The organism is Streptomyces sp. NPDC102258, from assembly GCF_055584685.1.
This window is the reverse complement of the sequence record NZ_JBVJLO010000001.1, coordinates 1-25,983: the sequence shown is the minus strand read 5'-3', so window position 1 is coordinate 25,983 and position 25,983 is coordinate 1. Positions and strand designations below refer to the sequence as shown.

The following is a 25,983-nucleotide window of genomic DNA, read 5'->3' as shown; positions in this document are numbered from 1 at the left end:
GTCAGGCACCGCTCAACGCGGACGCGTCGCTGCGGACCTTGCCGTCGCCGGCGTGACCGTTCGCGGCATGGCCGTTGCCGGCCTGACCGTTGCCGGCGTGGCCGTTCGCGCCGGATCCGTTGACGGCCTGACCCTTCGCGCCGTGCCCGTTGACGGCCTGACCATTGGCGGCCTGCCCGGTGACGGCAGCCCCCTCGGGGACGTCACCGTCCCCGGAGGCACCGCCCTGGCGAGCCGCCTCGACGGCCCAGTACACCGCCTCCGGCGTCGCGGGCGCGGCCAGCTCGACGCTGACCCCGCCCGGACCGAACGAGGCGGCGGCCTGGCGCAGCGCTTCGCGCACGCAGAAGGCCAGCATCAGGGGCGGTTCGCCCACGGCCTTGGACCCGAACACCGCGCCCTCTTCGTGGGCGTTCTCCATCAGCGTGACGTTGAACTCCTCGGGCATCTCCGAGAAGCTCGGCAGCTTGTACGTGCTCGCCGCCTGGGTCAGCAGCCGGCCGCGGTTCGGGCCGTCGCTGGCGTCCCAGCGCATGTCCTCCAGCGTCAGCCAGCCCGCGCCCTGCACGAAACCGCCCTCGACCTGACCGATGTCGATCATCGGGGAGAGGCTGTCGCCGACGTCGTGCACGATGTCCACCCGGCGGATGCGGTACTTGCCGGTGAAACCGTCCACCTCGACCTCGGCCGCGGCGGCGCCGTACGAGAAGTACTTGAACGGCGAGCCCCGGAAGGTCTTCGCGTCCCAGTGCAGACCCTCGGTCCGGTAGTAACCGGACGCCGACAGCTGCACCCGCTGGAAGTACGCGGTGTGCACCAGGTCGTCCCAGGCCAGTTCCTTGTCGTTGCCCAGGGCGCGTGCGACGCCCTCGACGATGCGCACGTCCGAGGCGTTCGCGCCCAGCTGGCTGGCGGCCACCTGGAGCAGCCGCGTGCGCAGCTGCTCGCAGGCGTTCTTCACCGCGCCGCCGTTGAGGTCCGCGCCGGAACTGGCGGCTGTGGCGGAGGTGTTGGGTACCTTGTCGGTCCGCGTGGGGGCGAGGCGCACCTTGTGCAGCGGGATGCCCAGCGTGGTCGCGGCCACCTGCAGCATCTTGGTGTGCAGGCCCTGGCCCATCTCGGTGCCGCCGTGGTTGATCAGGACGGAGCCGTCCTTGTAGATCAGCACCAGCGCGCCGGCCTGGTTGAAGGCCGTGAGGTTGAACGAGATGCCGAACTTGATGCCGGTGATCGCCAGCGCCCGCTTGGTGTGCGGGTGCGCGGCGTTGAAGGCGGCGATCTCGCGCTTGCGGTCGGCGATGGCGCCGTTGTTCTCGACCTGCTCCCAGACGGCGGCGATCCGCTCCGCCTGCGGGACCGGCTGGCCGTACGGCGTCGCCTGGCCGAGGCCGGGCTGGTAGAAGTTGCGCTTGCGCAGCTCCATCGGGTCCAGGCCGAGCAGCGGCGCGACCCGGCCCAGGATGTCCTCGATCACCAGCATGCCCTGCGGTCCGCCGAAGCCGCGGAAGGCGGTGTTGGAGACCTTGTTGGTCTTGGCGATGCGACCGGCGACCCGCGCGTTGGGGATCCAGTACGTGTTGTCGATGTGGCACAGCGCACGGGCGCACACCGGCTCGGACAGGTCCAGGCTCCAGCCGCCGTCGGCGGTCAGCGTGGCGTCCAGTGCCTGGATGCGGCCCTCGGCGTCGAAGCCGATCTTCCACTCGGCGTGGAACCCGTGCCGCTTGCCGGACATGGTCAGGTCCTGGGTGCGGTTGAGCCGCACCCGGACCGGCCGGCCGGTCAGCTTGGCGCCGAGCGCGGCGATGGCCGCGAAACCGTGCGGCTGCATCTCCTTGCCGCCGAAGCCGCCTCCCATCCGCAGGCACTGCACGGTCACCTCGTGACTGTGCAGACCGAGGACGTGCGCGACGATCTCCTGGGTCTCCGAGGGGTGCTGGGTGCTGCTCTGGATGAACACCTGCTCGGCCTCGTCGATGTAGGCCAGCGCGGCGTGCGTCTCCAGGTAGAAGTGCTCCTGGTCGGAGAACTGGAACTCGCCGGTGAACACGTGCGCCGAGTCGGCGAAGCCGGCGTCGATGTCGCCGGTCTCCATCACGGGCCGGGCGCCGTGGAAGCTCTCGGCCGCGATGGCTTCCTTCAGCGTGATCAGGGAGGGCAGCTCTTCGAGCTCCACCTCGACGGCCGCCGCTCCGAGCCGGGCCGCCTCCAGGGTCTCGCCGAGCACCCAGGCGACGGCGTGGCCGTGGAACATGACCTCGTCGGGGAAGAGCGGCTCGTCGTGCTTCATGCCGGCGTCGTTGACGCCGGGCACGTCGGCGACGGTGAGCACGCGGACCACACCGGGCACGGCGAGCGCGGGCTCGGTGCGCAGCGCGGTGATCCTGCCCCGGGTCTTCATGACCTGGACGGGGTAGGCGTGCAGCGTGTCCTTGGTGCGGTACACCAGGTCGTCGGTGTAGAGCGCGGTACCGGTGACGTGCAGGACCGCACTCTCGTGCGGCATGGAGACGCCGACTGCGGGCTTCTCGGGACGCTCGGACAAATGGCTCATGACGACACCGCCTCGGTGGTTTGCGCGTGCAGCTTCAGCAGGCTCTGGCCGAGCATCGCGGAACGGTAGATGGCGCTGGCGCGGTGGTCGCTCATCGGCGTGCCCTCGCCCCGCAGCACCCGGGCAGCGGCCTCGACGGTCTCCGCCGACCACGGCCGGCCCTCCAGGGCCGCCTCGGTGGCGAGCGCGCGGATCGGGGTGGCGGCGACGCCGCCCAGACCGATGCGCGCCTTGCGGACGATGCCGTCCTCGATGTCGAGCGCGAAGGCGATCGCCACGCTGGAGATGTCGTCGAAACGACGCTTGGCGATCTTGTGGAAGGCCGTGACCGGCGACAGCGGCAGCGGAACGCGCACCGCGCGGATGAGCTCGTCGGGACGGCGCACGCTCTGGCGGTAGCCGGTGAAGTACTCCGCCAGCGGGACGACGCGCTCCCCGTCGGCGTCGGCGAGCACCAGCGACGCCTCCAGCGCGAGCAGCACCGGCGGGCTGTCACCGATGGGGGAACCGGTGCCCAGGTTGCCGCCGAGGGTGCCGCTGTTGCGGATGAGCCGGGAGGCGAACTGCGGGAACAGGTCGGCCAGCAGCGGGACGTCACCGTCGAGGCGGCGCTCGATCTCGGTGAGCGTCACCGCCGCCCCGATCTCGATGTGGTCGGTTTCGACGCGCAGTTCCCGGAGTTCGGGCAGCCGGTCGATGGCGACCACGCGCTCGGCCCGGCGGGAGCGGATGTTCACCTCGACGCCGTAGTCGGTGGAGCCGGCGACGACCACCGTGTCGGGGTGCTCGCGCAGCAGCCGCAGCGTTTCGGCCAGGGTGTCCTTGCGCAGGAAGGTCGCGCCGTCCTGGCTGTACTCGGTGGCGACCGGGGCCGGCGGGGCCTGCTCGCGGCGCTGCGCCAGCGGGTCCTCGTCGGTGGGCTCACCGACGGCGTACGCGGCGTCGCGGATCGGGCGGTAACCGGTGCAGCGGCACAGGTTCCCGCTCAGCGAGTGCAGGTCGAAGCCGTTCGGACCGTGCTCGGCGTCGGCGCTGTCGTCCCCGGCCTCGTCCGTGTGGGCGCAGCGGTCGGGCCGGTAGTACTCGGCGGCCATGCTGCAGATGAAGCCCGGCGTGCAGTACCCGCACTGGGAGCCGCCCCGGACCGCCATTTCCTCCTGCACGGGGTGCAGGGTGGCCGGCGCGCCGGACTCGCCGACGGTCGCCAGACCCTCGGAGGTGATGATCTCCTGACCGTCGAGCGCCGCGGCCGGCACCAGGCAGGCGTTGACCGCCACCCAGTCGGTGGGCTTGTTCACGCCGGGGCGGGCCACCAGGACCGAGCAGGCGCCGCACTCACCCTCGGCACAGCCCTCCTTGGTGCCGGTGAGCCCGCGGTCCCGCAGGAAATCCAGCACCGTGGTGTGGGGGGCCGCCGGGGAAAGTGGGGTTTCTTTCCCATTGACCGTGATTCGCGCCGCTACCATGGCACGTCCTCATTTCGGCACGCGATCGAACGGACTGTCTTAGTAGCCATTTCGGAGCTTTCTACTTCGGTGGCGCAGCTCTGGAACCGGGAGCGCAACGAATCGGCACGTGACGACGTGCCTGAGCGGTGGTGAGGGAGACGCAAAGATGCCCGGGGCCCGAAAAAGGGCACACCGGGGAAGGGGGCTACTTAGCAGCCGTGGGCGACACGGCCGGGAGCCCAGGCGACCTTGTGAGCGAGGCGAAGCAGTTCGGAGATGGTGGACATCCGACTTCGCCTCCTTCAAGTAGCCCACGAGTCGTTGTGACGAATTTACGTCGCCGTAGTACATCGGTCAAGCCATTGTTTGGGCCGATTTCTGGAAAGAGCGTGCGCGCGGGCGTCCGGTTCAGTCCAGGTGGTGGGTGTCGTTGAGCGCCCGCACCGTGGCGGTCCCGTCCCCTTCGTACGTCACCGTCGACAGGGAGGCCGCCGCGACCTCCATACGGAACAGGGTGTGCGGCGGCGCCTGGAGCGCGAGCCGGAGCAGGGTCCTGATGGGACCCACGTGGGAGACGACGAGGACCGTGGCGCCGGCGTACCGGGCCGTGAGGCCGTCCCGTACGGCGGCGGTCCGGCGGGCGACCTCCCGCATGGTCTCGCCTCCGCCCGAGGGCGGCGCCTCGGGCGAGGCGAGCCATGCGTCCAGGTCGTCGGGGTAGTGCGCGCGGACTTCCCCGAAGGTGAGGCCCTCCCAGGCCCCGAAGTCCGCTTCCCGAAGATCCCGGTCGACCTGAACGTTCAGGCCGAGGTGCCCGGCCACGGTCCGGGCCGTCTCCTGGCAGCGCCGCATGGGTGAGGTGACGACCGCATCGATGCCGCCGCGGCCGGCGAGGGCCCGCGCCGTCGCCCGGGCCTGACGGCGGCCGGCCGGCGAGAGACCCGGGTCGGATCCGCCGCTGCCCGAGAGCCGCCGGTGCGGGGTGAGCGGGGTCTCGCCGTGCCGCAGCAGTACGAGCGTCGTCACGTCACTCACTCGGCGGTCTTGGCGAAGTGGTCGCGTACCGCGTCGGTCTGCTGCTCCATGACGTCGATGATGGCCGCGACCACCGTGAGGTCGGCGTCCTCGGCGATCTCCAGGACCCGGGACCAGTCGAAGAAGCTGCGGTCCGGCTCGTTGGTGACGGGGAGCACCCGGATGGTGGCCTCGTAGCTGGCGACTCCGCTGGTGGGGGCGATGGCCCGGTAGGACTGGGTCTTGTTGATCTCGTCGCGGGCGGCGATTTCCTGCTGGACGAGGCGGCCGTTGAGCGTGAGCCGGAAGTCGTAGCGGGCGGGGACCGTCTCCGCCGAGGCCCCGTCGACCCACGTGACGTCCGTGTGGATGTCCAGGTCGCCCGGGGACACGATCTCCAGGATCTGCATGGCGTCGCGCACGGTCGCCCACACGGTGTCCGGGTTGGCCTCCAGGATGGTGGAGTGGTACATGGTGTGCTTGCGCTGGATCGGCACGAAATGCTCCTTCTTGTACTGGTTCTTCTACGGGTTGGCGGGGCCGGTCTTGGTGACGAGGTGGTTTCCGAGGACGAGGTAGTCGATCTCGGTGCCCAGGAAGCAGTTCAGGGCGTCGGTGGGCGTGCAGACGATGGGCTCGCCCGCGACGTTGAACGAGGTGTTGATCAGGCACGGCGTATCGGTGAGCGCGATGAACCTCCGCAGCAGTGCCGTGAGCCGCGGGGTGCCCTCGTCCGTCAGGGTCTGGATGCGGGAGGTGCCGTCCACGTGCACGGCGCCCGGGATGCGGTCCTTGTACTCGTCGCGGACCGGGAAGACGAAGGTCATGTACGGGGAACTGGTCTTGCGCCCCATGTCGAAGATCTTCGGCGCCTGCTCCTCCAGGACGAGGGGAGCGAACGGGCGGAACGGCTCACGGTGCTTGACCCGGGTGTTGATGATGTCCTTGATGTCGTCGAAGCCGGGGTTGGCGATGATGCTGCGGTGCCCCAGCGCGCGCGGTCCGTGTTCGACGCGGCCTTCGAACCAGCCGATGACGACCTTCTCCGTCAGCAGCTTCGCCACCTGCTCGATCACCTCGTCGTCGTCCAGGCGCGTGACGCGTACCCGGCCGGTGAAACGCGCGAGGGCCTCCTCGATCGCGGCGTCGTCGTAGGCCGGGCCCAGATACGGGCTGACGGGTGCGGCGGCGGCCCGGACGCTCGCGACATCGGTGCCGGGATGGTTCAGCCACGCGTGGGCGGCGGCCCCGATGGTGATGCCGGTGTCGGAGGCGCCAAAGCTGACCTGCATGTCCTCGAAACGGGAGCCCTCGAACAACGGGGTGTTGTTCAGGCAGTTCAGGGCGACCCCTCCTTCGAACAGCAGCCGGTCGAGATCCGTCCGCTTCCCCAGGTGGCCGACCTGGTGGGCGGTGGCGACGTTCAGCATCTGCTGCGCGGCGGCGGCGACGCGGGCCTTGTAGGCGAGGGTGTCCTCGAAGGGTCCGAAGTACTCCTCGAACAGGGCGTCGTGACTGTGCGGGTCGTCGGTCCGCAGGCGCTCGGTGAAGCTGTAGCGGCCGTCGTCGTGCAGCGTCAGGAGACGGTCGAGGAACGGGTTCGGAGTCGGCGGCGCCGTGTATCCGGCCAGGCCCATGACCTTGTACTCGTCGTTGTTGGGGACGAAGCCGAGGAAACGGGTGATGCAGGAGAACAGGGTGCCCATGGAGTACTCGGAGCCGGTGACCGTGTCCTCGAAGACGGTGATCCGCCCGTCGCGGATCTCGCCCGTCAGGGTCGAGAAGCGTTCGGCGCGGCCGTCGCTGACGAGGAAGGCGGAGTCCTTCAGGCCGGCCAGGTAGTAGCCGGTCGTGGCGTGGGCCAGGTGGTGCGGGACGAAGCGGACCTTGGCCGGGTCGGGGCGGTGTCCGGTGCGGGCTTCGAAGTCCGCGAGGATCGCCTCGTGGCTCACGACCTGCTCGAAGAGGTCGGACATGTTCCCGATGAGCCCGGCCTTCGCGGCCTGGGGCGCCGACGAGGCACGGATCGCCTCCAGGGTCTCGTCCAGGATCCGGGGGGACCAGTCCCAGGGGAAGGCGAACAGGTCGACGTCGTCGTACGTGATCCCGGCTTCCCCGAGGCACCAGTCGATCGCGTGCACGGGGAAGTCGGTGGTCTTCTTCTCCCGGTTGAGGCGCTCTTCCTCCACCGCGGCGACCAGGCGGCCGTCCACCAGCAGCGCGGCGGCGGCGTCGTGGCCCAAGAGGTAGTGCTTGTTGACGCCGGTCGCGCCGAAGCGTGCGGCGAAGAACTCCGACACCCGGCTGAAACCATTACATCCCAGGACAATCACGGTGTTCCTTCCTGTGGTGGGGTTACTTGGCGATCAGCAGGTCACGGAGTTCCTCACCGGCCGCGGGCGCCTGGCACAGGCCCGCGCCGGTGAAGCCGGCCGCGTACAGGAAACGCCGGGTGGGGTGTACGCCGATGAGGGCGGTGTTGTCGGGGCTGGCGTCGAAGTCGCCGGACCACGCGCGGTGCAGGCCGATGCCGTCCAGGGCGGGGAAGAGCGTGCCGAGGTGGCCGGAGATGCGGCCGAGCCAGGCTTCGCGTGCCTCGCCCGGCCGGGGCATGCCCATCGCGAGGAGGATGCGGTCCTTCCAGGAGCGGATCCGCAGGCCGGACGCGGCGTGCATCGTCATGGGCAGCTCGCGGTGCGGCGCGGGCGGGGCGTCGGTGAAGAGCATCTCCATGGTGTGGGGCGTCATCGGCAGGTCGACCGACGCCATGGCCGCCACCTCGCCGGACCAGGGCCCGGCGGTGCACACGATGCTGTCCGCCTGGATGCTGCCGTGCGGGGTGTGGACGGTGTTGTTGTCGTCGATGTGTGTGACGGGTGTGTGGGTGAACAGGCGGGCGCCGAGGTTGCGGGCACCGGCGGCGTAGCCGCGCACGATGTCGAGGCCGTCCACGTGGTACGCCTCGGGGGACCAGGCGGCGGCCAGCACGGCGTGTTCGTTGACCAGCGGGTTGAGCTCGACCGCTTCACGGGCGCTGACCAGGCCGACCTGGACCCCGGCGGCCTCCTGGGCCTGCCGGTCGGCCTCGAAATCGGCGATCTGCCGTTCGTCGGTGAACAGCGCCATGAACCCGAGCCGCTTCAGGCCGAGCGGCGCCGCGGTGTGGCGGGCGAAGTCGTGGTAGGCGCTCAGGCTGCGTACGGCCCTTCGCCCCGTGGCGGGGGCGCCGGGGAAATAGGTGCGGACCATGCCCGCGGTGTGCGCGGACGCCCCGCCGCCGAGGCCGCCGCGTTCCAGCAGCACGGTGTCCACTCCGGCTTCGGCGAGGTGGTAGGCGGCGGACGTGCCGATCACTCCCGCGCCGATGACGACGGCGTCGGCCCGTGCGGGCAGGTCGCTCGGGGTCTTCTCGGATCCGGGCACGGCTACGCGGCTCCCTCGGCGCCCTGCTGGCGCAGGTGGTCGCCGGTGTCCCACGGGTACAGCTGGAGGTTCCAGCCGCCGAGGCAGTTGACGTAGAGGGCCAGGTGACTGGTGACGGCGTAGAAGTCGTCGCGGTCGAGGCGGTCGAGGACGTCGAGGAAGCGCCGGGTGAACGCCCACAGCGTCTCCAGGCCGCAGTAGCCCAGGAATTCGGCGGGGACGCCGACCAGGAGGCGGGTCATGTGGACCAGCGAGTCCATCGGCATGTCCTGCACGGCGGCGCGGACGAGTCCGCCGTAGGCGGCGTAACCCAGCGGCCGGGTCTCGCCGTTGACGAAGAGCAGGGTGGGAAGGACGGTGCCGAAGTTGCCCGCCCGGGAAGGGATGATCCCCCGGTGGAGGTCGTCCAGCTCGGCCGGGGGCGCGAGCCAGATCTTCTCGGTCTCGGCGAGGACGTCGGCGATCAGCGCGTCGGCGGCCGCGTCGGCGGCGCGCAGCCGCGGGATGCGGTGACCTCCGGCTTCGCCCGCACGGCGGACCTCGGCGAGGATCTGCTTCTTGGTGGAGTAGACGGCGTCCCAGATCGCGGCCCCCGCCTCCAGCAGCGCGGGCATGTCCTCGTCCCGTACCCGGCCGACGGGCGTGGCCGGCATCGGCTCGGTCAGGGTGCCGTACTTGATGCCCAGGTGCTGCAAGCCGGAACAGAACACGGTCCCGTCGGGCGCCTCCCGCCGGTCGGGGATGCGGGTGGCGTGCGGGGTGTGCAGCAGGGCGGGTATCGGCGCCACGTGATAGAGGTGCTCCCCCGCGATGAGGGCATGCCCCTGGAGGCTCTGGTAGGGCAGCGACTCCCACAGCGCGTCGGCGAGCGCCGGATTGCGGTCGTCAAGATCGGCGGTGACGGTGATGCCCAAGTCGGGCCAGGCAATCTGGATCTGACGTTTCAACAGGTTCGCGGACACGATTCTCCCCGTTCGTTTCGCAACTTCCGAGGAGTACACCGCCGATGGCACGGCCGCAGACAGGCGTCGATGACATGAAAGTCGATCAACGAGAGATGTACATTTCTACGAGTACCAACCAGTCCGCTTACATCCCCCCAGCTCAAGCCTGGTGAAGGGCGTGAAGCCCGCCGTCGCCCTCGGCACCGGCGAGTAGGCCAAGACGGCACGGCCGCCGCGATCACCGGCGGCGAACGGCTCGTCAGTCGAGGGGAACGGTGCGCAGACTCCATCCTTCAGGCAGTGCCCGCAGCCACATACACCGGCCGGAGTTGGAGGAGACCTGGACCATCGTCCGCCGCCAATCCGTGAAGAACTGCCGACCGGCGGATTCGGCGTCCGTGCCCTGCTCAACGCGATACACGCAGTAGACGACCGCGGGTGGTGCGAAGTTCGGGTTGACGTCCAGGGAGACCGGCTCGTGCGAGCAGCAGGCGACCCATTGGCGGCTCCGGTTCGCGTGCTGCAGGTGCAGGAGCAGTTCCCGTCCGTCCGAAGTGTTGCTCTCCCGTCCTGAGATCCAGTCCGTCAGGTCGGCGTAGGCGGCCTCGGCCGAGGCCTCAACCGTCATTCTCCGGTCAGCCGGGTTCTCTGACACTGCCCAGTTCAGCGCAGCTTTGTGCTGTAGGGAGATGTCGTTCGACCACGGATAATCGACTCGCACCCAGCTCCATCCCGGGCCTGTGTCGACGATAGCGGCGTCCGGCGTCCAAGGTGCACACAGCTCGGCGATCCTGGCCTCGGGAAGCACGGAGTCGACGAGTGGGAAGGCGACGGCCCTTCCCGTGCGTTCGGCCGGGTCGGCCTGCGCCACCAGGCCGACGACCGCCCTGTGTTTCACCGACCACAGGCCGCCGCCGCTGAACCCTCCCCGCAGGACATTGCCGCCCGGCAGCTCCAGGCCCACCCATCCGTACGCCAACTGGTTGCTGACCCGTCCCCGGGCCTGCGCACCCAGCAGCTGCGCGACGCCTGACGGGTACCCGAAGACGCGGCACTCGTGACCGACGAGCTCCCCAGGCCGCACCATCGCCACAGGGGCCGGCGTGGGTTGGCCACGGCCGGATGAGTCAAGTCTGAGTACCGCGCAGTCGATGAGGTCCTGGGAGACCCCCGGCGGCGGGGCCTCGCCGTAGGTGAACGACACCACGCCGATCGTGGCGGACCCCGGCAGGGGGGTGGCCGCACCGTACGGAAAGGCCACTGCGAGACCGTCCGGGCGCACCGGGTCAAAGTCCTGGACGACATGCAGGCAGGTCAACACCATGCCCGGGGCGATGAGGACCCCGGTGCCCAGGACACTGCCGCCGGAGCAGATCGCCGCCGACCACGCGAAATCGACGGCACCCTCCTCATTCACCGCAGGGGGCCGGGACCGGCTCGTGGGGTGTCCGTGAGTCACCGGACCACGTCAACGACACCGTGAAGCTGGACTCGGTGGATGCGTGCGCGATCGCCCAGTTCAGTCCGCCGGTCAAAGTGATCCCGAAAGAGACCTCGGCGGAGTCCACTGCCATGCGGCGCACCGCGTCCAGGATCTCCCCGGCGACGCGGACGGCTGCGGGCAGGCGCTCCTCGATCGGCTGCGGCGCGCGCCGAGCCCCAACCTGGCGCGCGCCGTCCTGGCGGTCGGGCTGGTACTGGACATGGACGACAGAGCCGTCTTCGAGTTCGTATGTGGCCGTCTCGGTCATCGTTCAGCCCTTGCCCCTCTGGTACCTGAAGGCGGCGACATCGAGCCGCGTTTTCAAGTCCTCGATCGTCAAGCCTTCGAAGTCGGCGATCGTTATCGCCGTGCTCAGCGCGGAGTCCAAGTACCCGTCGAGATCGAGTCCTGCGATGTTCGTCCGGCCCAGGCGGGGCCGGACGTCGCCGGTCTGGTCGACGATGAACCTGGCCATGAGGGAGAGGTCGGTGTCCTGCATGGCCGGGGGGTTGAAAGAGACCAGCCCGTGGAGGTACCGCTCGATGGCCAGCCTGTGTTCGGTGCCGTTGAACTTGAATTCGATGACGCTGCGGAAGAATGCGTACGCCACGCCCAGGTATGCCGGGCCGGCGGTGCGCCACAGGGCGGTCACCGAGTCGTCGAAGCGGCCTTCGAGCACCTGGGCGTGCAGCACCTGATAGGCCGCGTCGATCTCAGGGCCGGCCGCGCCCCTGTGGCCGGACGCCAGAGACTCGATGCTCTCCTTCATCTGGTCGAGCAGCGGGGAACCGCCGGAGCCGGGCGGACCGCTGGGCCCCCCGCCGTCCGTCGGGCGCAGGCTCTCAAGCCAGCCGGCCGACACGCTCTCGGCAGCCTTGAGTGCGCTCCGCTGCTTGTCTCCGTCACGGATCGGGTAGACGAGGAAGACGAAGAAGCGCTCGATCAGCAGCACCGCGCCCCGGACTCTCGGGTGCGGCTCCCGGAATTCGGACGGGTGCGAGAACATCGGCGACCCGGACTTCGCCCAGTACTCCGCGCTCTGCCGGGTCTGCCAGGACCCGTCGTGAATCATCCATTCGAAGCGCGAGCCCACCGATCCGTCGAGCTGGGTATAGGCGAGGCCCCACTCTGCGGCAGTTTCGGACACGAAGACCCCCTTCGCCGTTGTTCAGGCCGTGGAAACGCCCGCGGGCAGGACACCGCGATGCCCTAGGTGCGGCCGCGCAGGATGTCGGCGGTACGAGCGACGGTCGCCAGGTCGCCCGAGACGTGCACCTGCCGGTAGAAGGCGGCGGCGTCGTTTCCGGCGCTGTCCGGGGACGGCAGGCACATCAGACTGAAGAACCAGACCACCGCGAATTGCTGCTGCCCACTGAGCGTGCCCCACTCGCCCCGCGTCCCCCCGCCGGCTTGCGCCAGCGCTTTGGTACACACGGCGAAGGCCAATGCCTCGTCACCCTTCCAGTGATCGCGCAGCCACTGCCGGAAGTTGGCCTTGACCTTCGCTACGAGGGCCGGTCCCGCCTTGCCCTGGATGATCTTGGCGACCATTGCCCCTTGCGTATTCGCTCGATCGCTGAACACGGCTGTCCCCCTGTTTTCTCGGCCCCGAACCTGCTCTCGAACGTAGCGGCGCGGAAGCGGGCTCGGCTTGGACGAATGTGACCTGTTCCTGGAAGTGGAGCGCCTCGTCCACCGGGCGGGGGGTGGTGGTCATCCGGCCGGGGGTGAGGCCGGCCAGGGCTTGGAACTCCCGGGTGAGGTGGGCCTGGTCGTAGAAGCCGCAGGTGGCGGCGATGCCGGCAAGGTCCACGGGTGAGCAGGTGAGCAGGTGAGCAGCTGCGTGGCGCGGCGGAATCGGAGGACCCGGGCCGAGGTCTTCGGCGTGAGCCCGACCTGTTCGGTGAACCGCCGAACCAGGTAACTGCGGCTCCACCCCACCTCGTCGGCGAGTCGGGCGATGGGGACCATGCCGGCCGAACCGGAGAGCAGACGCCACGCTTGTTCGACCTCGGGTGCGGGCTCCAGGCCGCGTTCGAGCCGCCCCAGCAGGGCGGCGTCGAGCAGGTCGAACCTGGCGGCCCAGCCCCGGGCCGCCGCCAGACGCTCCACCAGCACCCCGGCCTCGGGACCCAGGACATCGCCCAGCTCGACCACGAGATTTTTCAACTCGCGCATGGGCAGGGCGAGAAGCCGGTAAGCCCCGAGCGGTGTGAACTCCAGGCGGATCACTTCCTGCCGGCCACCGGGGTGCGCACACCACGCCGGCCTGTCCTCCATGCCGACCACCGCCGAACCGATCCGGCCGGTGCCCGAGCCCGGCGTGCCGAGACGGCGGATCTGGCTGAACGGCTCGGCCAGACTGACGGTCACTATCACGTGACCGGTCGGAACCATCCGGACCTGATAGGGCGGGGCCAGGTGGGAATAGCCGATACGGCCGGACAGATAGGGCTTCAGTCCTGGGTGCAGGGGGCGGGTGACCCGTCTCAGACCGCCGGCACCGGAGACCACGACCTCTCGACCTGTTCCGCCACCATGTCCGACGTAACGATCCACGAGACATCCCCCTCGCTCCCCACGATATACAGGGCGCAATGGAGCATGGCAGAGGTTGACCACCGACTACGCGGTGCCCGGTGGGGCCTCGGCGTCTTCCACTCCTCCTCGTCAGCCTCGGCGAAGCGGAGGCCGCGACCGACGCCCAAGACCAGGCTGAACCAGACGTGCGACCACATCGCGGCCACCATGGCTCCGGACGCACGAAAGGCCGTCCTCTCACTCATGAGAGAACGGCCTCCGACCTGCTCGAAAGCAAAGTCGGGACGACAGGATTTGAACCTGCGACCCCTTGACCCCCAGATCGATGGGTCGGGGGGAAATTCATGACATATGCCTCAATCTGAGGGCGCACAGCGTGCACATCCATACGTGCTGTGCGCCCATCAACATGGGCGCTGGTCCCCAACTGGTCCCCAAGGGGCGCCACCTGGCCCTCGGGCCCGACCCCGTCACAGACGGGCGCCAGGTGGAAAGCGGCTCAGGGTGCGGGGTGACGCTGCGTCCGTTCGGCTCGGCGTCGCAGGTCGCGGATGACCTCATACCAACGCCAGGAGCCGTCCCAGCCGCAGTCCTCGTGCCCGCCGGGCTCCCAGTCTGCGAGCTCGTCCAGCTGCTTGATCAGGGCATCCGGTTCGACAGGAGCGCGGTAGGTGCGATCGTCGTCGAGCTGGCCGGCCTCACCACGCCCTCCAGGGCGTTGACCGCCAAGCCCACGGTCTGTTTGCCGTTGCCAGTCTTCTGCGCGACGAGGCTCTGGGTTCGCCAGCCCGGTGCTGTTGCTCCATGGGGGGTGGCAGGATGCTCGGTCATGGCAACGAGAGATGTCAGCGATGAGGCGTACGTCGTCGGGTTGTGTGAGCGGATCCTCCGGGAGAACGCCCTGACGCAGCACAGGTTCGACTGGCTGCTCGGAGATCCCGGATCAGGCGGCCGACGAGTCCAACTGCCGGTCGACGCCTACTGGCCGGGCCATCAGCTGGTGGTCGAGTACCGCGAACTGCAGCACGACCGGCCAACGCCACACTTCGACAAGCCGAACCGCCTCACCGTCAGCGGTGTGCACCGCGGCGAACAGCGCGCCCTGTACGACGCCCGGCGCGAAGAGCACATCCCCGCGCACGGGCTGCGCCTGGTCCTCATCCGCCCCGCCGACCTGGATGCGGACGGCCGCGGACGACTGCGCCGCAACGACACGGCCGACCTGGCGGCACTGAAGAAGATCCTGGCCCGCGCCAGTGACGAGGACCGGGTCACCGACACCTTCCGCACCTGGCTACTGGCCGAAGGCTGGACACCCATCGATCCCACGGACCGGTGGACCGACCTGGAAGCGGTACGCGGCCGGGAACGGCTGATCTGCGAGGCCAAGGGCCGCACCAGCGACAAAGGCGTCGACGCCGACATCGCCTATGGCCAACTGCTGCGCCGCATGACGAGCCAGGACCCGCACACGCGCTACGCCCTCGTCATGCCGTCCTCCTCCCTCAAGGCCGCCACACGCGCCCCGGCCCACGTCCGACAGCTCCTGCGCATCGACGTCTACGAGGTGACGGATGACGACCGCGTGTGCCGGCTGACCGACTGATCGGTGCCGGGTACCGCGTCGGTTTCGGCTTCACCACCAAGGTGTCCTCCGAAGCCCACGCACCGTGCGTTGCCACCTCGTTCTACGAAGCAGTGCCCTCAACCGCGCCAAGGAAGTCGTAGCCCGTCCGGCAGCCCTGGACGCTAGCTCGTGCTGCCGGTTTACCGCGGGTGACGGTTCACGAACTGAGGCACCTGGCCGCCACCATCACCGCCGGCGTCCCCCTCACCGTCGCCTCCAAGACCCTGCGGCACTCCACCCTGTCGACCACCGCCAGGCGTAGCCGCCTCGACCAATCCTCGAGCTGCCACCCCTCATTGCGGCGGTCTGCAGATACCATCCAGTTTCCAGGCTTGGGGGACTCTTCTGGTGGGTGCGTCCAGCCTCATCGCGCTCCATCGCAGAAGAGGAACGGACGCCCTGTGAGCAGTGCTCGCGCTGGCGGGCGGGTGCAGCCTGCTCGTTCTGGTGACCCTAAGCGGGTCGGCCCTTACCGAATCATCGGCCGCCTTGGCTCGGGGGGCATGGGTACGGTTCACGCGGGCCTCGATCCGATTGGACTGCGGGTCGCTGTCAAGGTCGTCAACGCCGCGCAGGCCGAGGACCCCGAGTTCCGCGCCCGCTTTCGCCGTGAGGTCCAGCTCTCCGCCCGCGTCCAAGGGCCGTGCCTCGTCCCCCTGCTCTCGGCCGACCCTGACGCCGAGACCCCGTGGCTGGCCACCACCTACATCCCAGGCCCGACCCTCAACCAGCACCTGACCGCCCACGGTCCGCTCACCGGCGGCACCCTGTACGCCTTCGCCACTGGCACCGCCCAGGCCCTCGCGGCCATCCACGCCGCCGGCGTCGTCCACCGGGACGTCAAACCGCAGAACGTCATCCTCAACCCCGCCGGGCCCCGCGTACTGGACTTCGGCATCGCCCACGCCGCGGACGGCACGTCCGTCACCCGAACCGGCGTGATGACCGGCACCCCTGGATGGATCAGCCCCGAGCACTACCGCACCGGCACCACTGGCCCCGAAGGCGACCTGTTCGCCTGGGGAGCTCTCGTCGCATACGCCGCCACCGGCCGCCTGCCGTTCGGCACAGGATCCCCCGACGTGGTCGCCTACCGCATCATGTCCGCCGAACCAGACCTCGACGGCCTCCCCGAGGGACTGCGCGGAACCGTGGAGAAAGCACTCACGAAAAATCCCGGCGAGCGGATCACCTCCTACTCGGCAGCGGAGGAGTGTGCCCACCTCCTCTCCGCTCAGGCAACCCAGGTACTTACCGTCGACTCAGGGCTGGAACCGACCACGGTCCGCGACTTCGTGGCCACCGAGTGGCACGTGCCCGGCGCGGAGGACCCCGCCTGGCAGGCTCCTGCCGCGTCGGCCCGCAAGCGCACGCTCATCGTCCTCGTTGCCGCGGCGGCCACCGGCGCTGCCGTCGCGGGCGGCATCGTGGCCTTCGACTCCAAGGGCCAGGTTGACCAGGACGCCAACTCAAAGGGCACGGTCAGCTCTGCAGCGCCCTCCGGCAGACCTGCCGCAGCCACGGCTTCCGCCACCACGGGCGAAATCAGGACCGTGCCTCCGGTCGATCCACGAACCATCAAGGTCCCCATGGATCCACTGGCAGGAGTGCCCAACCCCGCCTACACCCGAGCCGGTGACGAGTCCCAGCCGCACCCCGACACATGGCGGACCAGCACGCGCGCCAGCACTCCCCAGGAACAGGACGCCGAGCAGGCGATCCGCGACCACATGACATCCATGCTGGCCACCAAGGACATGGACTTCATGAAGCCCACGATCACGTTCAACCTGCGCGCGCAGACAGTGATCGTGACCGGCGGACCGGTCCCCCAGCTTCCCGAGAACTACCAGGAGGTATTCCGCCGCGCTGGGCACATGGCCGCCTGCACCGCCCTCGCCCACCGGCTCAAGGACAACCCCACCACCTGGCCCTATGGCCGCTTCTCCATCCACTGGAAGACATCCGACGGTGACACCCGGGCACCAGCCATCGGATACGGAGAGGCCACCAACGGCTGCTTCAGCGAGCTCGCCGGCCAATGGCACGGCGACGAATCCGGCATGGCAACCGCGGAACTCCCCAGTAGCGACAAGGTAGAGATCCGCATCGCGGACCCACGGTCAAAGCCGTCACCGCCACCTGGAACGCCAACACACCAGAGACGAACGAAGCCCCCCTCAGCACACACGACGGCATCAATCTGGGCTTCGATCCCGTCGAAAACGCCGCATACGTATGGACCGACGACCCCAACAACCGTTTTGCCAGCCGCGCTGCTCAGTCCAACCTCAAAGGCGCCGTAGAGGAGGCCCTCTGCCGCAAACTCATGGAGGAGTTCAACACCAACAAGAGCTGGAAGTACACGCGCTGGACCGTCGCCGTCTACAACGCGTACACCAACGGGCGGCAGTTCATCGGCTCCGGCATCTGCACTCCGTGAGCCGCTCAGAGCGGCGCAAGCTACCGCCTATCGCCCACCTCCTTGCGGACGAAGCCGACGACTGCGTCGAAGTCACCCGCCTGGTGAGCAGCCGCGTATGTCCGGCACGCAACGCTGACTACTGCGACCTCGTCCAGCATGAGACGCGCCGCCACCGTCTGGGCGTAGTCGTGGTGATCAGCCACGCCAGCAAGCACCTCGTCCAGGTCGATCGAGTACGGCACGTCGGCGAAGTGACTCTTGACTGCCGGGTGCGCGAAGTCCTCTTTCTCCGGCGGTTCGGTACCAGGCAGCGTCCGGACGCGGCTAATGAACTTGATTGGGCGATGTCGGGTGATTGCCTGACAGCTGAGGGCTGGGTGCGGTAGTTCTGTGCGGGTGAATGACTCCACGCCCAGCGAGCCCACTCCCGAGGACGGCGAGCCCACCTCCTTCGCCGAGACCGCGAAGAACTGGTACACGAAGCACAAGCCGAAGATCCTCGCCGTCGGCGGCGCCGTCGGCAGCGTGGCCCTGGCCGTCGTGGTCGCCGGCCTCGCCGAGAGGCGGGACGCTGAGGACACCGAGGATCCGGAGCCGGTCTCCACCCCTGAAACCATGGACGAGCCTCGTCGGTCCCCCAGCGCCTATGACGTAGACCCCTTCCTGCGGAAGCTCCCCGAGGGCCAGAACGCCAGCGAGGAAAAGAAGGCCAAGTACAAGGAGGAGACAGGGGACGACCTTCCTCCTGGTCACACCTCGGTTTGCGGGTGGTCTTTCTCGGGCGACGACCCGGAGGATGAAGCTCCCGGCGAAGCCGCAGCCTGAGCGCGTGGGCGAAGGCCACCGAGGCCTGCATTCTTGAGCGGTGCTGGCGGATGCCCTGAACAGCCCGACATCACCCAATCAAGTTCAGTAGCGGCCGACGGTGCTCCAGTCGGCCGGGGCGGGCGGAACCGAGTGGCCTGCGGCGTGCTCGCGGAGCCGCCGGGTCAGTTCCGGCAGGTCGTACGCCGGGAAGCTCATCTGGAGCAGCTGCAGGCGAAATCGCGATGCCAGCTCCTCCTGGAACATCGCCACATCCATCGGCTTGACCGTCACGTCCCATGCGTCCGGAGCGGCCCAGTGCGTCATCCGGACATAGAACGCGTCCCGCAGGCCAGTGTTCGCCACGGCCGAGAGGAAGGCGAGGCCGCTGTCGACCGGGAAGTCGATGAGCATCCAGCCGTTCCTGGACTTCACCCACTCAACCATGTGCGGCAGTGTCTCCGGCCAGTCCGCGTTGGGCAGCCGCGCCAACAACCCTTCGGTGACCACCTTTTGGAATGGCTATGCCGGGCCCTCCAACCTGGCATACGATCCGAATCGAAACACCTGTGACGTGGGGCTGGTTACAGGTCGTATTCGCCGGGGAGACACATCAGATGTCGTTGGAATCTGTTGACGAGGCCAGTACCGAGGAGCTTCGCCAGATTGAGCGGGAGAAGCGCCGACAGCGACGGCTCGCCCGGGAGAGAGGCGAGATACCTGCTCTTCGGGCTCGTCGCAGAGCAGTCAATCCCGGCGATCTCGGCGCGACAGGTGCTACACCGGATGCCCCGCCTGCACCGTTGGTGCTGCCCGCGCGCCTCGTCACCATCCTGGATCGTGTTGGCGGAGAGGCCGGGGTCGCGGACATGTTCCACGACGTACTCATGCAAGCCGGCGGCCTGAGCGATCCGCTGGAGTACGTCGCCAACGCCGTACGGGAAAGCATCTCCGCCGCATTCCCGCCCCTCGGCGCCCTCGCCCATCTTGCCGATCTCACAACGGCAGGGATGCCTGTGTTCAGCGACGACGAATCGCTGCGGGCCGAAGCCATTCTCACCGGCCGCCTTCCCGCTCCCCCGGTGGATCCCTCCGAGCCGGACTCATGGCAGCTGCTCCTCGAGGCTCACGAGGCGGGTACCCGTGCCGTCCTCTCCAAAGGGGCGTGGCGCCGCGTCGTGTATACGCTGCCACTGGCCGTTGTAGACGACCTCATCGACTCCGGGAAGCTCGATGCACGGGCCGACCTGGCCAGCTGGCCGGACCGCGACGACCGCTCCCGCTATGTAACGGCCCGCGTGTCGCCGGGCGCACTCGACGCCTCCGACGTCGAGGCCCTCGCATGGACGAGTGAGCTGCGACGGCGCGCCGTAGAGGAGGGGGCCGAGGTCCTTCCGGTCGATGGGCGGCACGACGAGTGGAGTCTGCGTGCGGCGCTGCTCACCGGTGCCGTCAATGCGCTCGACCAGGTAGGGCCACTCGGCGACACGCATTTCCCACCGGATCTGTCCCGGCTAGTCCGCTCGCTTCAGGCCGTACGCCGCGGAGCTGCCGTGGGACCGGAGCTGGGACATGAACCGGGACTGTTCTTCCTACTGGAGGACTGTCTCCCGCACGATCGCCTGGTGTCCGGCTCGTCCAAGTTCCACTACTGGGCCGGCACGCGGCGCCTGTACCGGCTACTCGACGAGGCTCATTGGGCCATGGCAGCTGAACCCGACATTGCACCAGACATCCTGCGCAGCGTGGTGGAGCAGGCGATCGCTCTACGCAACGAGAAAGAGGGAGCCGGAGCCAGCAAAGCGGACCGGGAAGCACGCGCGGTGTTGGCGTACGTCTACTTCCTGACTGCTCGTCCGGGAGACCGGGACAGACTGGACCGGGCTGTCGGGCTCCTGGAAGAGGTACTCATGCGCGGTACTCGGCGTCGCGGAGGCGTGGACCCCCAGGCCCGCCGACGCATGATCCTACTCAGCGATCTGCTGCAGGCTCTGCGCCAGAAGTCAAGACCTCACGACGTCCTCAACCCGTATCTGGCCCTCTCCGTCGAGCACGGTTCGTCCGAGTGGCGCCACGGCTGGCGAAATCTGCGCGGTCAAGTCCCCGCCGAGCAGTTGGAGTACATCAACAACGCCAAGGACCGAGTCCAGCGCCGCGAGATGGCAGGGCGAATGGGCAGGGAGGCTGAGATTCTGTACGAGCTTCCCCTGGACGAACAGTTCCTGCGGATCCCGCGCGTCCACTCACCTGTGCTCCAACCGCGGATACGCCCCTTGGAACGCCGCACGGACCCAAGTACGTCCGAAGAACGGAACTGGACCGCGTCCGAAGCGGCTCGGGACATCGTCAGCCGCAGCAGAAACATGAGGGAAGACCACTGATGGGCAGCAGAAACAAGAAACAACCCCTCAACTCCATCCCCGAGTTCAAGGGAGTGCGCTCCCGTTCCAGGCCCGGTGTCGCCCGGGACCAGCCGAAGGCGCAGGGTCAACAGCCCCGGTCGTCGGGCCGACGAGCCGCATCCGACGCCAGGACGGACACGGCCACGCAACATACCGTCAGGAATCGGGACCTTGACGTTGCGGAGGAACACGACGGACGCACTCCCGTGGTGGGCGACGCACTCGCCGACCCCGGCGCGCTCTTCGAGAAGCTGACCGTGAAGTTGGCCTCTCAGGTGGACAAAGCAGCCTCCAAGGCCGGACTGAAAGCATCACAGGAGCTGTCCCGCAAGCTCACCGAAGAGCTCGACGACGCCATCCGCGTGGCCATGTCCACCGCCGACAAGGTGGGCACGCTGGTGCGTCAAGCTGTCCAGGCAGCGGTGGACGACACCCTGAGGACCGCTGTGCTCGACGCCACTCGCGTCCGCGACCAGCAGCTCGCGCAACTCGCGCTCATCGATCGCACCGCATGGGGCACAGACGACATCGAAGCTGTGCGCCTGCGCGTCGACGCCGAGATGAAGCGGGCGGGACTCACTCGCCTGACGACGCCGAGCAACCTGACGCCGTTCGACGTCGTGGACTCGAAGGAGCACAACCACGCGGTCAGCTACGAGGTTCTGTCGCCGGCGTACCTCGAGACGGTGACCGGCCGCGTCGTCCAGCGCGGCGTAGTACGGCGGCTGCCGGCAGACGACACTGGCGAGTCGAAGGGCAGAGGATGACGTTCGGGATCGACTTCGGCACCAGCAACTCGGTCGTCGCACGCTGGACGGGGCACGGCACTGAGGTGATCCGAGTGGACAGCGGGGGCCTGCCCGCCGAGTGGAACCGCCCTGGCTTCGACGAGCTGTTCCCCTCGGTGGTCTCCATTCGCGACGTGCAGCGAACGCTGTGCTTCGGATGGGCCGCGAAGTGCAGTACGGCTACACCACAGGACGCTGTCAAGCGCATGCTCGCTTCCAGGCCGAGGGCCTCCTCCGAAGAAAACAAAAGCGCGCGCCTGTCCGTGCCGGAAGAACACAACGTCTGGCTGGGCGACGAGCCCTATCGGAGTACGACGGTAGCGGCCTCCCTGTTCGACCAGATGCGGGCCGGGGTCCGCCGTAATCTTCGGGAGATGGACGAGGCCGTCGTCACTGTCCCTGCCAATGCGACCGGCGCGGCCCGCTACCGAACCCGGGCCGCGGCCCGCCTGGCCGGCATCAAGGTGAAAGCTCTCATCAACGAGCCCACCGCGGCGGCCATCAGCTACGCCCACGACTACCCCGGCGAAGGATGCTTCCTAGTCTTCGACTGGGGCGGCGGCACCATCGACATCACGGTTCTCGAACACTACGACGGCATCTTCGACGAGATCGCCTCACGAGGGATCACGGCCCTCGGCGGACTCGAATTCGACGAGGCACTGGTGAGGCTCGTGCTGCCCAAGCTCGGTACGAGGCCTGAGCACCTCACGCGCGCCGAAGCCCTTCGCTGGCGGCGTCATGTGGAGCTCACCAAGATCGCACTGTCCCAGCCAGGGACCACGGAGGTCCTCTTCGAGCCGCCCGGCGGCGGCCGCGCGGTGGTCATCCACCGCGAGGAGTTCGAGCAGGCCGTCGCACCTCTGGTACAGCGAGCTCTGGTGCCGCTGGAGGAATGTCTCAACGACGTCGGGCTCTCCCCCGGCGCGCTCGACGCCGTGCTGATGATCGGTGGAACTTCGCAGATCCCGACGGTCCGGCGCGAGGTCGAGGCGGCACTAGTCCGGGATGTCGTCGACGCGCGTCTATGCAACCCCATGACCGCAGTCGCCCGCGGAGCCGCGATCACAGCAGCCGAGATCGACGGCCTGGTCCCGGGGACCACTATCTCGGTGGCCGCCAGCCATGATCTGGGGCTCGCCTTCCAGGCTGGCGGCCGTCGCGGATTCGCCACGTTGATCCCGCGCTACTCCACCCTGCCCGCACGCGGCAGCCGCAGTGCAATGCCCGCCGTTCGCGGTGCATCAAGAGTCGTCCTTGAAATCGTCGAGGGAGACAGCGCCCGTGCCGCCGATGACGAGCGCACGTTCCCGCTCGCACGCCTCGAACTGCCCGTACCGCACCCCGCGGCTGATCCCTCAGTCAATCTCTTCGATGTCGACTACAGGTACGACCGCGATGGAATCCTCAAGGTCCGAGCCGTTCTTCGGCACGGGGGGAGTGAGATCCTCAACGAGGAACTCGACTGCTTCGGGCCCGACGGAACGCCCATCGAGCAGGGCCTCGACCGTGAGCTGGAACGGCTGCTCCGACGGATCACAGAACCGGCTCCCGACAGCAACGCGAGGAAGGCCGGTGTGTCCCGGGCGGGCGCTGAGCCACAGGTGGAAGAACTAGGGCCGACCGCTCCGGCTCTCGTCGTCGACGGCAGAGGAGTCATGACGGCGGGGCGCACCCCGGCATCACGGCGACCGCCAAGCTATAGGCTGCTCACCTCTGCACTCGCAGCGATCGGGCAACGCTTCCCGGACCGGCGCATTGTCACGATCATCGGCACGGATGTGTCCGAAGCGGTCGAGCACCACGAACGGGACCTGCTGGACCAGGCCATCGCCCAAGGGAACGTAATCGCCGTTTCCTCGATGTCCTCGCATGCGGTACTCAACGTCGCGGGGCAACTCAACGCACCGGTGGTATCGATGGAGAACCTAACGCGGTTCCGCACCCCCTACCCCTGGCTCGCAGAGAAGGGGCGCTTCATCCAGATCGCCTGGGTGGACAGGCTCTGGCTGTTCCCCTGACCGTCTGGCGGGGCACCGCCGGGTGGCTACCACCACCGAGCAGCAAGCGCGCTCCAGGCCGTTGTGGAAGTGACGCGCCGGCCCTTGGCGCACCGACAAGGGAAACGCGCTGGTCACGGTGCTCCTGGGCGACACGGTGGTCGCGTGTGGTCGCAGGCTGGAAGCATCCATCTCCCTCCGCCTCCCGGAGGCGATCCCTATGCGCACCAGCATCGGCCGCGGCCGTATCTGCCGCCGCTGTGGCTGCAGAGACAGCCATCGCCGTCAGCTCGGCACAGACTGCCCAGGTCTCGTCACCGACAGCGAGCACGGCACCTGGAGCTTCGCTGTCGACGTCCCCGCCCCGGCCCGTCGCCGGACGACTGTACGCCGGGGCGGCTTCCCCAGCCAGGATTCGGCCGAGCAGGCACTGGGCCGCTTCCTCGAGGGCGAGGCTGGCGGGTACAACGCGGACCCGAACCAAACCGTCGCCGCCTACCTCAACGCCTGGCTGACCGCGAAGGCTCTCGTACTGAAGCCGACCACTATGGCCCGATACCGCGACTATGTCCGCAACGACCTCGTCCCGGCATTTGGCACCCTCAAGCTCGACCAGCTCGCCCACCGGCATATCTCGGCCTACGTCACCTGCCAGCTCGCCGCCGACCGCGGCCGGACCACCCTGTACCGCTGCCTGGCCACCCTCTCCAGCGCCCTCGGCGACGCCGTCCGACAACACCGACTCCCCCACAACCCGGCCAGTCCCCCCGTCCTACGGCGACCGCCGTCCCCGGAGCGGAGAATCTGGAAGGCGGAGGAGGCCGCCCGCTTCCTCTTGCACTGCCATCAGGCCGATCCGGAGATGGCCGACCTGTTCGAGTTCCTCGTCGGCACCGGCATGCGCAAGGGCGAAGCCCTCGGCCTCCACTGGGACGACGTCCACCTGGCGGAAGGCGTCCTCTACGTGCGCTGCACCCTCTCCGCCATCGACAACAACCGGCTCGTCGTCACGACGCCGAAGACCCGATCCAGCCGCGGCTGGGTCGCCATCTCACCCCGCGTCGCCACCGCCCTCCGGCACCGTGCACAAACAACGCCTCGCACCTGCGGCAATCCTGACGACCCATTCGCCGGACTCGTCTTCAGCCGGCCCGACGGCCGACCACTCGGACCACACCAGGTTCTCGACCGGCTCCACCAGCTCTCCGCCGAAGCCGGCGTCCCCAGGATCACGGTCCACGACCTGCGGCACCTGGCCGCCACCATCACCATCACCGCCGGCGTGCCCCTGACCGTCGTCTCCAAGACCCTCCGGCACTCCACCCTGTCGACCACCGCCAACATCTACAGCCACCTCACCCGGCAGGCCGCCCGCGAAGCCGTCGACACCATCGACCACACGCTGACCAGAGCCGAGAAGACCAGCACGCGTACAGACCGCCCGGCGTGGCTGCGACCACCACGCGACCACATCCACCAGCTCCGCGAGGTTGTCCGCCGACTCCGCTCCCCCGCCCCGCCCGCGTTCAGCACCACGGCGAGCGAGCCCCGAACCGGGCGTGCGACCACACTGCGACCACCATGGGCCCAGACGCACGAAAGGCCGTTCTCTCATTAGCGAGAGAACGGCCTCCGACCTGCGTAAACGCTGGTCGGGACGACAGGATTTGAACCTGCGACCCCTTGACCCCCAAGGGGCCGGTACCTCAAAGCGGGCTGGGCCCACCCCGCATGTGACGCCTCTCACTCACGCTGCCGACCTGAGATCGTGATGGCGAGGCAGGCAGGCAAGCCGGTCATCGGTGAGCAGCGTTTCCGTCACTCGATCGACGAAAGCCAAGCCGTAGCCCTCGGGCGTACGCCAGTCTGGTGTGGCACACCTTCGGCATCCCCAAGGGCAGGAGCTCACGAGCGTGTCCGCGAGCGTGGCAGCACATGACAAGGTACCCCTTCCAACACCAGGCGACGTTCCACTCGGACCCCTGGCAGGGATGGACGTACCGCTGTGGCAGGGAGCGACCGGATCGGTGCTCCACCTGTCGGCGGCGTGCGGGGCGTTCCGGGTACCTCCGCAGAGGGCTGGCGTCAGCCTGCGCGTACCAGACCGCGGCAGCATGGCCGACGTTCCGGAGCCCGGGGGCTGCCGACGTTGCCCCAACCCGTTCCCCGACTACTACACGCAGGCCCGCCATCTGATCTCACGCATGGAAGAACTCCGCGCGCTGGCCGATCGGCTCGACTCCGGCCACGACCTAGAGGCGTACTGCCATGTGCTCGCCTTCCGGATGCACGGCCCAGGAGGGAGCGACCCCAAGGACGCCCACCGCCTGCTGCGCAAGCCCCTCGCGGCGCTGGGCGTCGCCCGGGATCGGCTGGCGGAGCGCCATGCCGACGCCTATCGCGGCGGGAAGGCCGAGGAAGAGCTGCTGCTGATCGGGACGGCGGCGCTCCTCGACTCCGACTTCCATCGCCGCCGGTGACGGCGGTCAGTAGATACTCCCCGTAGGCGGCCACTTAGCGCCCCACTCAT

The 25,983-nt window shown here is 68.6% G+C and carries 22 protein-coding genes and 1 pseudogene; 8 read left to right on the top strand and 15 right to left on the bottom strand.

Annotated features, from left to right (window positions below):
- Position 1: 1 nt before the first annotated feature.
- The 13 genes and pseudogenes from xdhB to ACZ6ZT_RS00055 all read right to left on the bottom strand — a co-directional run bounded on the left by xdhB (position 2) and on the right by ACZ6ZT_RS00055 (position 14,238).
- Complete coding sequence (gene xdhB / locus ACZ6ZT_RS00115; RefSeq protein WP_469713993.1) at positions 2-2,554, bottom strand: xanthine dehydrogenase molybdopterin binding subunit; 2,553 nt, start codon at positions 2,552-2,554, stop codon at positions 2-4.
- A complete protein-coding gene (locus tag ACZ6ZT_RS00110; RefSeq protein ID WP_469713991.1) occupies positions 2,551-4,020 on the bottom strand; it encodes a xanthine dehydrogenase small subunit in 1,470 nt (489 codons plus the stop codon). Before ACZ6ZT_RS00110 ends, xdhB begins: the two co-directional genes overlap by 4 nt.
- Positions 4,021-4,410: 390 nt before the next feature.
- Positions 4,411-5,025, bottom strand: a pseudogene (locus ACZ6ZT_RS00105) (histidine phosphatase family protein); the annotation flags it as partial.
- 8 nt (positions 5,026-5,033) lie between these two features.
- Entirely contained in the window at positions 5,034-5,513 is a 480-nt protein-coding gene (locus tag ACZ6ZT_RS00100; RefSeq protein ID WP_469713989.1) for an SRPBCC family protein, read from the bottom strand.
- A gap of 27 nt (positions 5,514-5,540) precedes the next feature.
- On the bottom strand, positions 5,541-7,349 hold the full coding sequence (locus tag ACZ6ZT_RS00095) for a carbamoyltransferase family protein (RefSeq protein WP_469713987.1): 1,809 nt from the start codon (positions 7,347-7,349) through the stop codon (positions 5,541-5,543).
- Positions 7,350-7,371: 22 nt separating this feature from the next.
- Positions 7,372-8,439: an NAD(P)/FAD-dependent oxidoreductase gene (locus tag ACZ6ZT_RS00090; RefSeq protein WP_469713985.1), complete on the bottom strand. Its 1,068-nt coding sequence runs from the start codon at positions 8,437-8,439 to the stop codon at positions 7,372-7,374.
- Between the two features lie 2 nt (positions 8,440-8,441).
- On the bottom strand, positions 8,442-9,401 hold the full coding sequence (locus ACZ6ZT_RS00085) for a cucumopine synthase-related protein (protein ID WP_469713983.1): 960 nt from the start codon (positions 9,399-9,401) through the stop codon (positions 8,442-8,444).
- Positions 9,402-9,642: 241 nt separating this feature from the next.
- Positions 9,643-10,800, bottom strand: a complete 1,158-nt coding sequence (locus ACZ6ZT_RS00080) for a S1 family peptidase (protein WP_469713981.1) — start codon at positions 10,798-10,800, stop codon at positions 9,643-9,645.
- The gene (locus tag ACZ6ZT_RS00075; protein ID WP_469713979.1) at positions 10,793-11,134 is read right to left on the bottom strand and encodes a CU044_2847 family protein; all 342 of its coding nucleotides are present in this window, start codon (positions 11,132-11,134) and stop codon (positions 10,793-10,795) included. The genes ACZ6ZT_RS00080 and ACZ6ZT_RS00075 overlap by 8 nt, the downstream gene beginning before the upstream one ends.
- A 3-nt stretch (positions 11,135-11,137) precedes the next feature.
- Positions 11,138-12,013: a hypothetical protein gene (locus ACZ6ZT_RS00070; protein ID WP_469713977.1), complete on the bottom strand. Its 876-nt coding sequence runs from the start codon at positions 12,011-12,013 to the stop codon at positions 11,138-11,140.
- Between the two features lie 62 nt (positions 12,014-12,075).
- Positions 12,076-12,417 (bottom strand): hypothetical protein, encoded by a 342-nt coding sequence (locus tag ACZ6ZT_RS00065; RefSeq protein WP_469713975.1) that lies wholly within the window; start codon positions 12,415-12,417, stop codon positions 12,076-12,078.
- Positions 12,418-12,579: 162 nt separating this feature from the next.
- Positions 12,580-13,425, bottom strand: coding sequence for a helix-turn-helix domain-containing protein (locus tag ACZ6ZT_RS00060; protein WP_469713973.1), 846 nt, complete (start codon positions 13,423-13,425; stop codon positions 12,580-12,582).
- 621 nt (positions 13,426-14,046) lie between these two features.
- Entirely contained in the window at positions 14,047-14,238 is a 192-nt protein-coding gene (locus tag ACZ6ZT_RS00055; RefSeq protein ID WP_469713971.1) for a hypothetical protein, read from the bottom strand.
- Here ACZ6ZT_RS00055 and ACZ6ZT_RS00050 point away from each other — a divergent pair.
- Entirely contained in the window at positions 14,237-15,013 is a 777-nt protein-coding gene (locus tag ACZ6ZT_RS00050; RefSeq protein WP_469713969.1) for a hypothetical protein, read from the top strand. The two genes, ACZ6ZT_RS00055 and ACZ6ZT_RS00050, sit on opposite strands and share 2 nt — an antisense overlap.
- 524 nt (positions 15,014-15,537) lie before the next feature.
- Complete coding sequence (locus ACZ6ZT_RS00045; RefSeq protein WP_469713967.1) at positions 15,538-17,340, top strand: serine/threonine protein kinase; 1,803 nt, start codon at positions 15,538-15,540, stop codon at positions 17,338-17,340.
- A 157-nt stretch (positions 17,341-17,497) separates the two neighbouring features.
- Here the strand turns inward: ACZ6ZT_RS00045 and ACZ6ZT_RS00040 are convergent, their stop codons facing one another.
- The gene (locus ACZ6ZT_RS00040) at positions 17,498-17,869 is read right to left on the bottom strand and encodes a hypothetical protein (RefSeq protein WP_469713965.1); all 372 of its coding nucleotides are present in this window, start codon (positions 17,867-17,869) and stop codon (positions 17,498-17,500) included.
- Here ACZ6ZT_RS00040 and ACZ6ZT_RS00035 point away from each other — a divergent pair.
- Positions 17,856-18,284 carry a hypothetical protein gene (locus tag ACZ6ZT_RS00035; protein WP_469713963.1) on the top strand — a complete coding sequence of 143 codons (429 nt, stop codon included), beginning with the start codon at positions 17,856-17,858 and terminating at the stop codon, positions 18,282-18,284. The genes ACZ6ZT_RS00040 and ACZ6ZT_RS00035 overlap by 14 nt on opposite strands.
- A gap of 84 nt (positions 18,285-18,368) precedes the next feature.
- On the opposite strand, the gene ACZ6ZT_RS00030 is transcribed toward ACZ6ZT_RS00035, so the two are convergent.
- Positions 18,369-18,773, bottom strand: a complete 405-nt coding sequence (locus ACZ6ZT_RS00030; protein WP_469713962.1) for a hypothetical protein — start codon at positions 18,771-18,773, stop codon at positions 18,369-18,371.
- A gap of 107 nt (positions 18,774-18,880) precedes the next feature.
- On the opposite strand from ACZ6ZT_RS00030, the gene ACZ6ZT_RS00025 reads away from it, so the two are divergent.
- The 5 genes from ACZ6ZT_RS00025 (at position 18,881) to ACZ6ZT_RS00005 (ending at position 25,933) form a co-directional block, all read left to right on the top strand.
- A complete protein-coding gene (locus ACZ6ZT_RS00025) occupies positions 18,881-20,644 on the top strand; it encodes a hypothetical protein (protein WP_469713960.1) in 1,764 nt (587 codons plus the stop codon).
- 230 nt (positions 20,645-20,874) lie between these two features.
- Entirely contained in the window at positions 20,875-21,432 is a 558-nt protein-coding gene (locus tag ACZ6ZT_RS00020) for a hypothetical protein (RefSeq protein WP_469713957.1), read from the top strand.
- Positions 21,429-23,474 (top strand): Hsp70 family protein, encoded by a 2,046-nt coding sequence (locus ACZ6ZT_RS00015; RefSeq protein WP_469713956.1) that lies wholly within the window; start codon positions 21,429-21,431, stop codon positions 23,472-23,474. Before ACZ6ZT_RS00020 ends, ACZ6ZT_RS00015 begins: the two co-directional genes overlap by 4 nt.
- A 199-nt stretch (positions 23,475-23,673) precedes the next feature.
- Entirely contained in the window at positions 23,674-25,071 is a 1,398-nt protein-coding gene (locus tag ACZ6ZT_RS00010) for a tyrosine-type recombinase/integrase (protein WP_469713954.1), read from the top strand.
- A gap of 586 nt (positions 25,072-25,657) precedes the next feature.
- A complete protein-coding gene (locus ACZ6ZT_RS00005; protein ID WP_469713952.1) occupies positions 25,658-25,933 on the top strand; it encodes a hypothetical protein in 276 nt (91 codons plus the stop codon).
- The last annotated feature ends 50 nt before the right edge of the window (positions 25,934-25,983 follow it).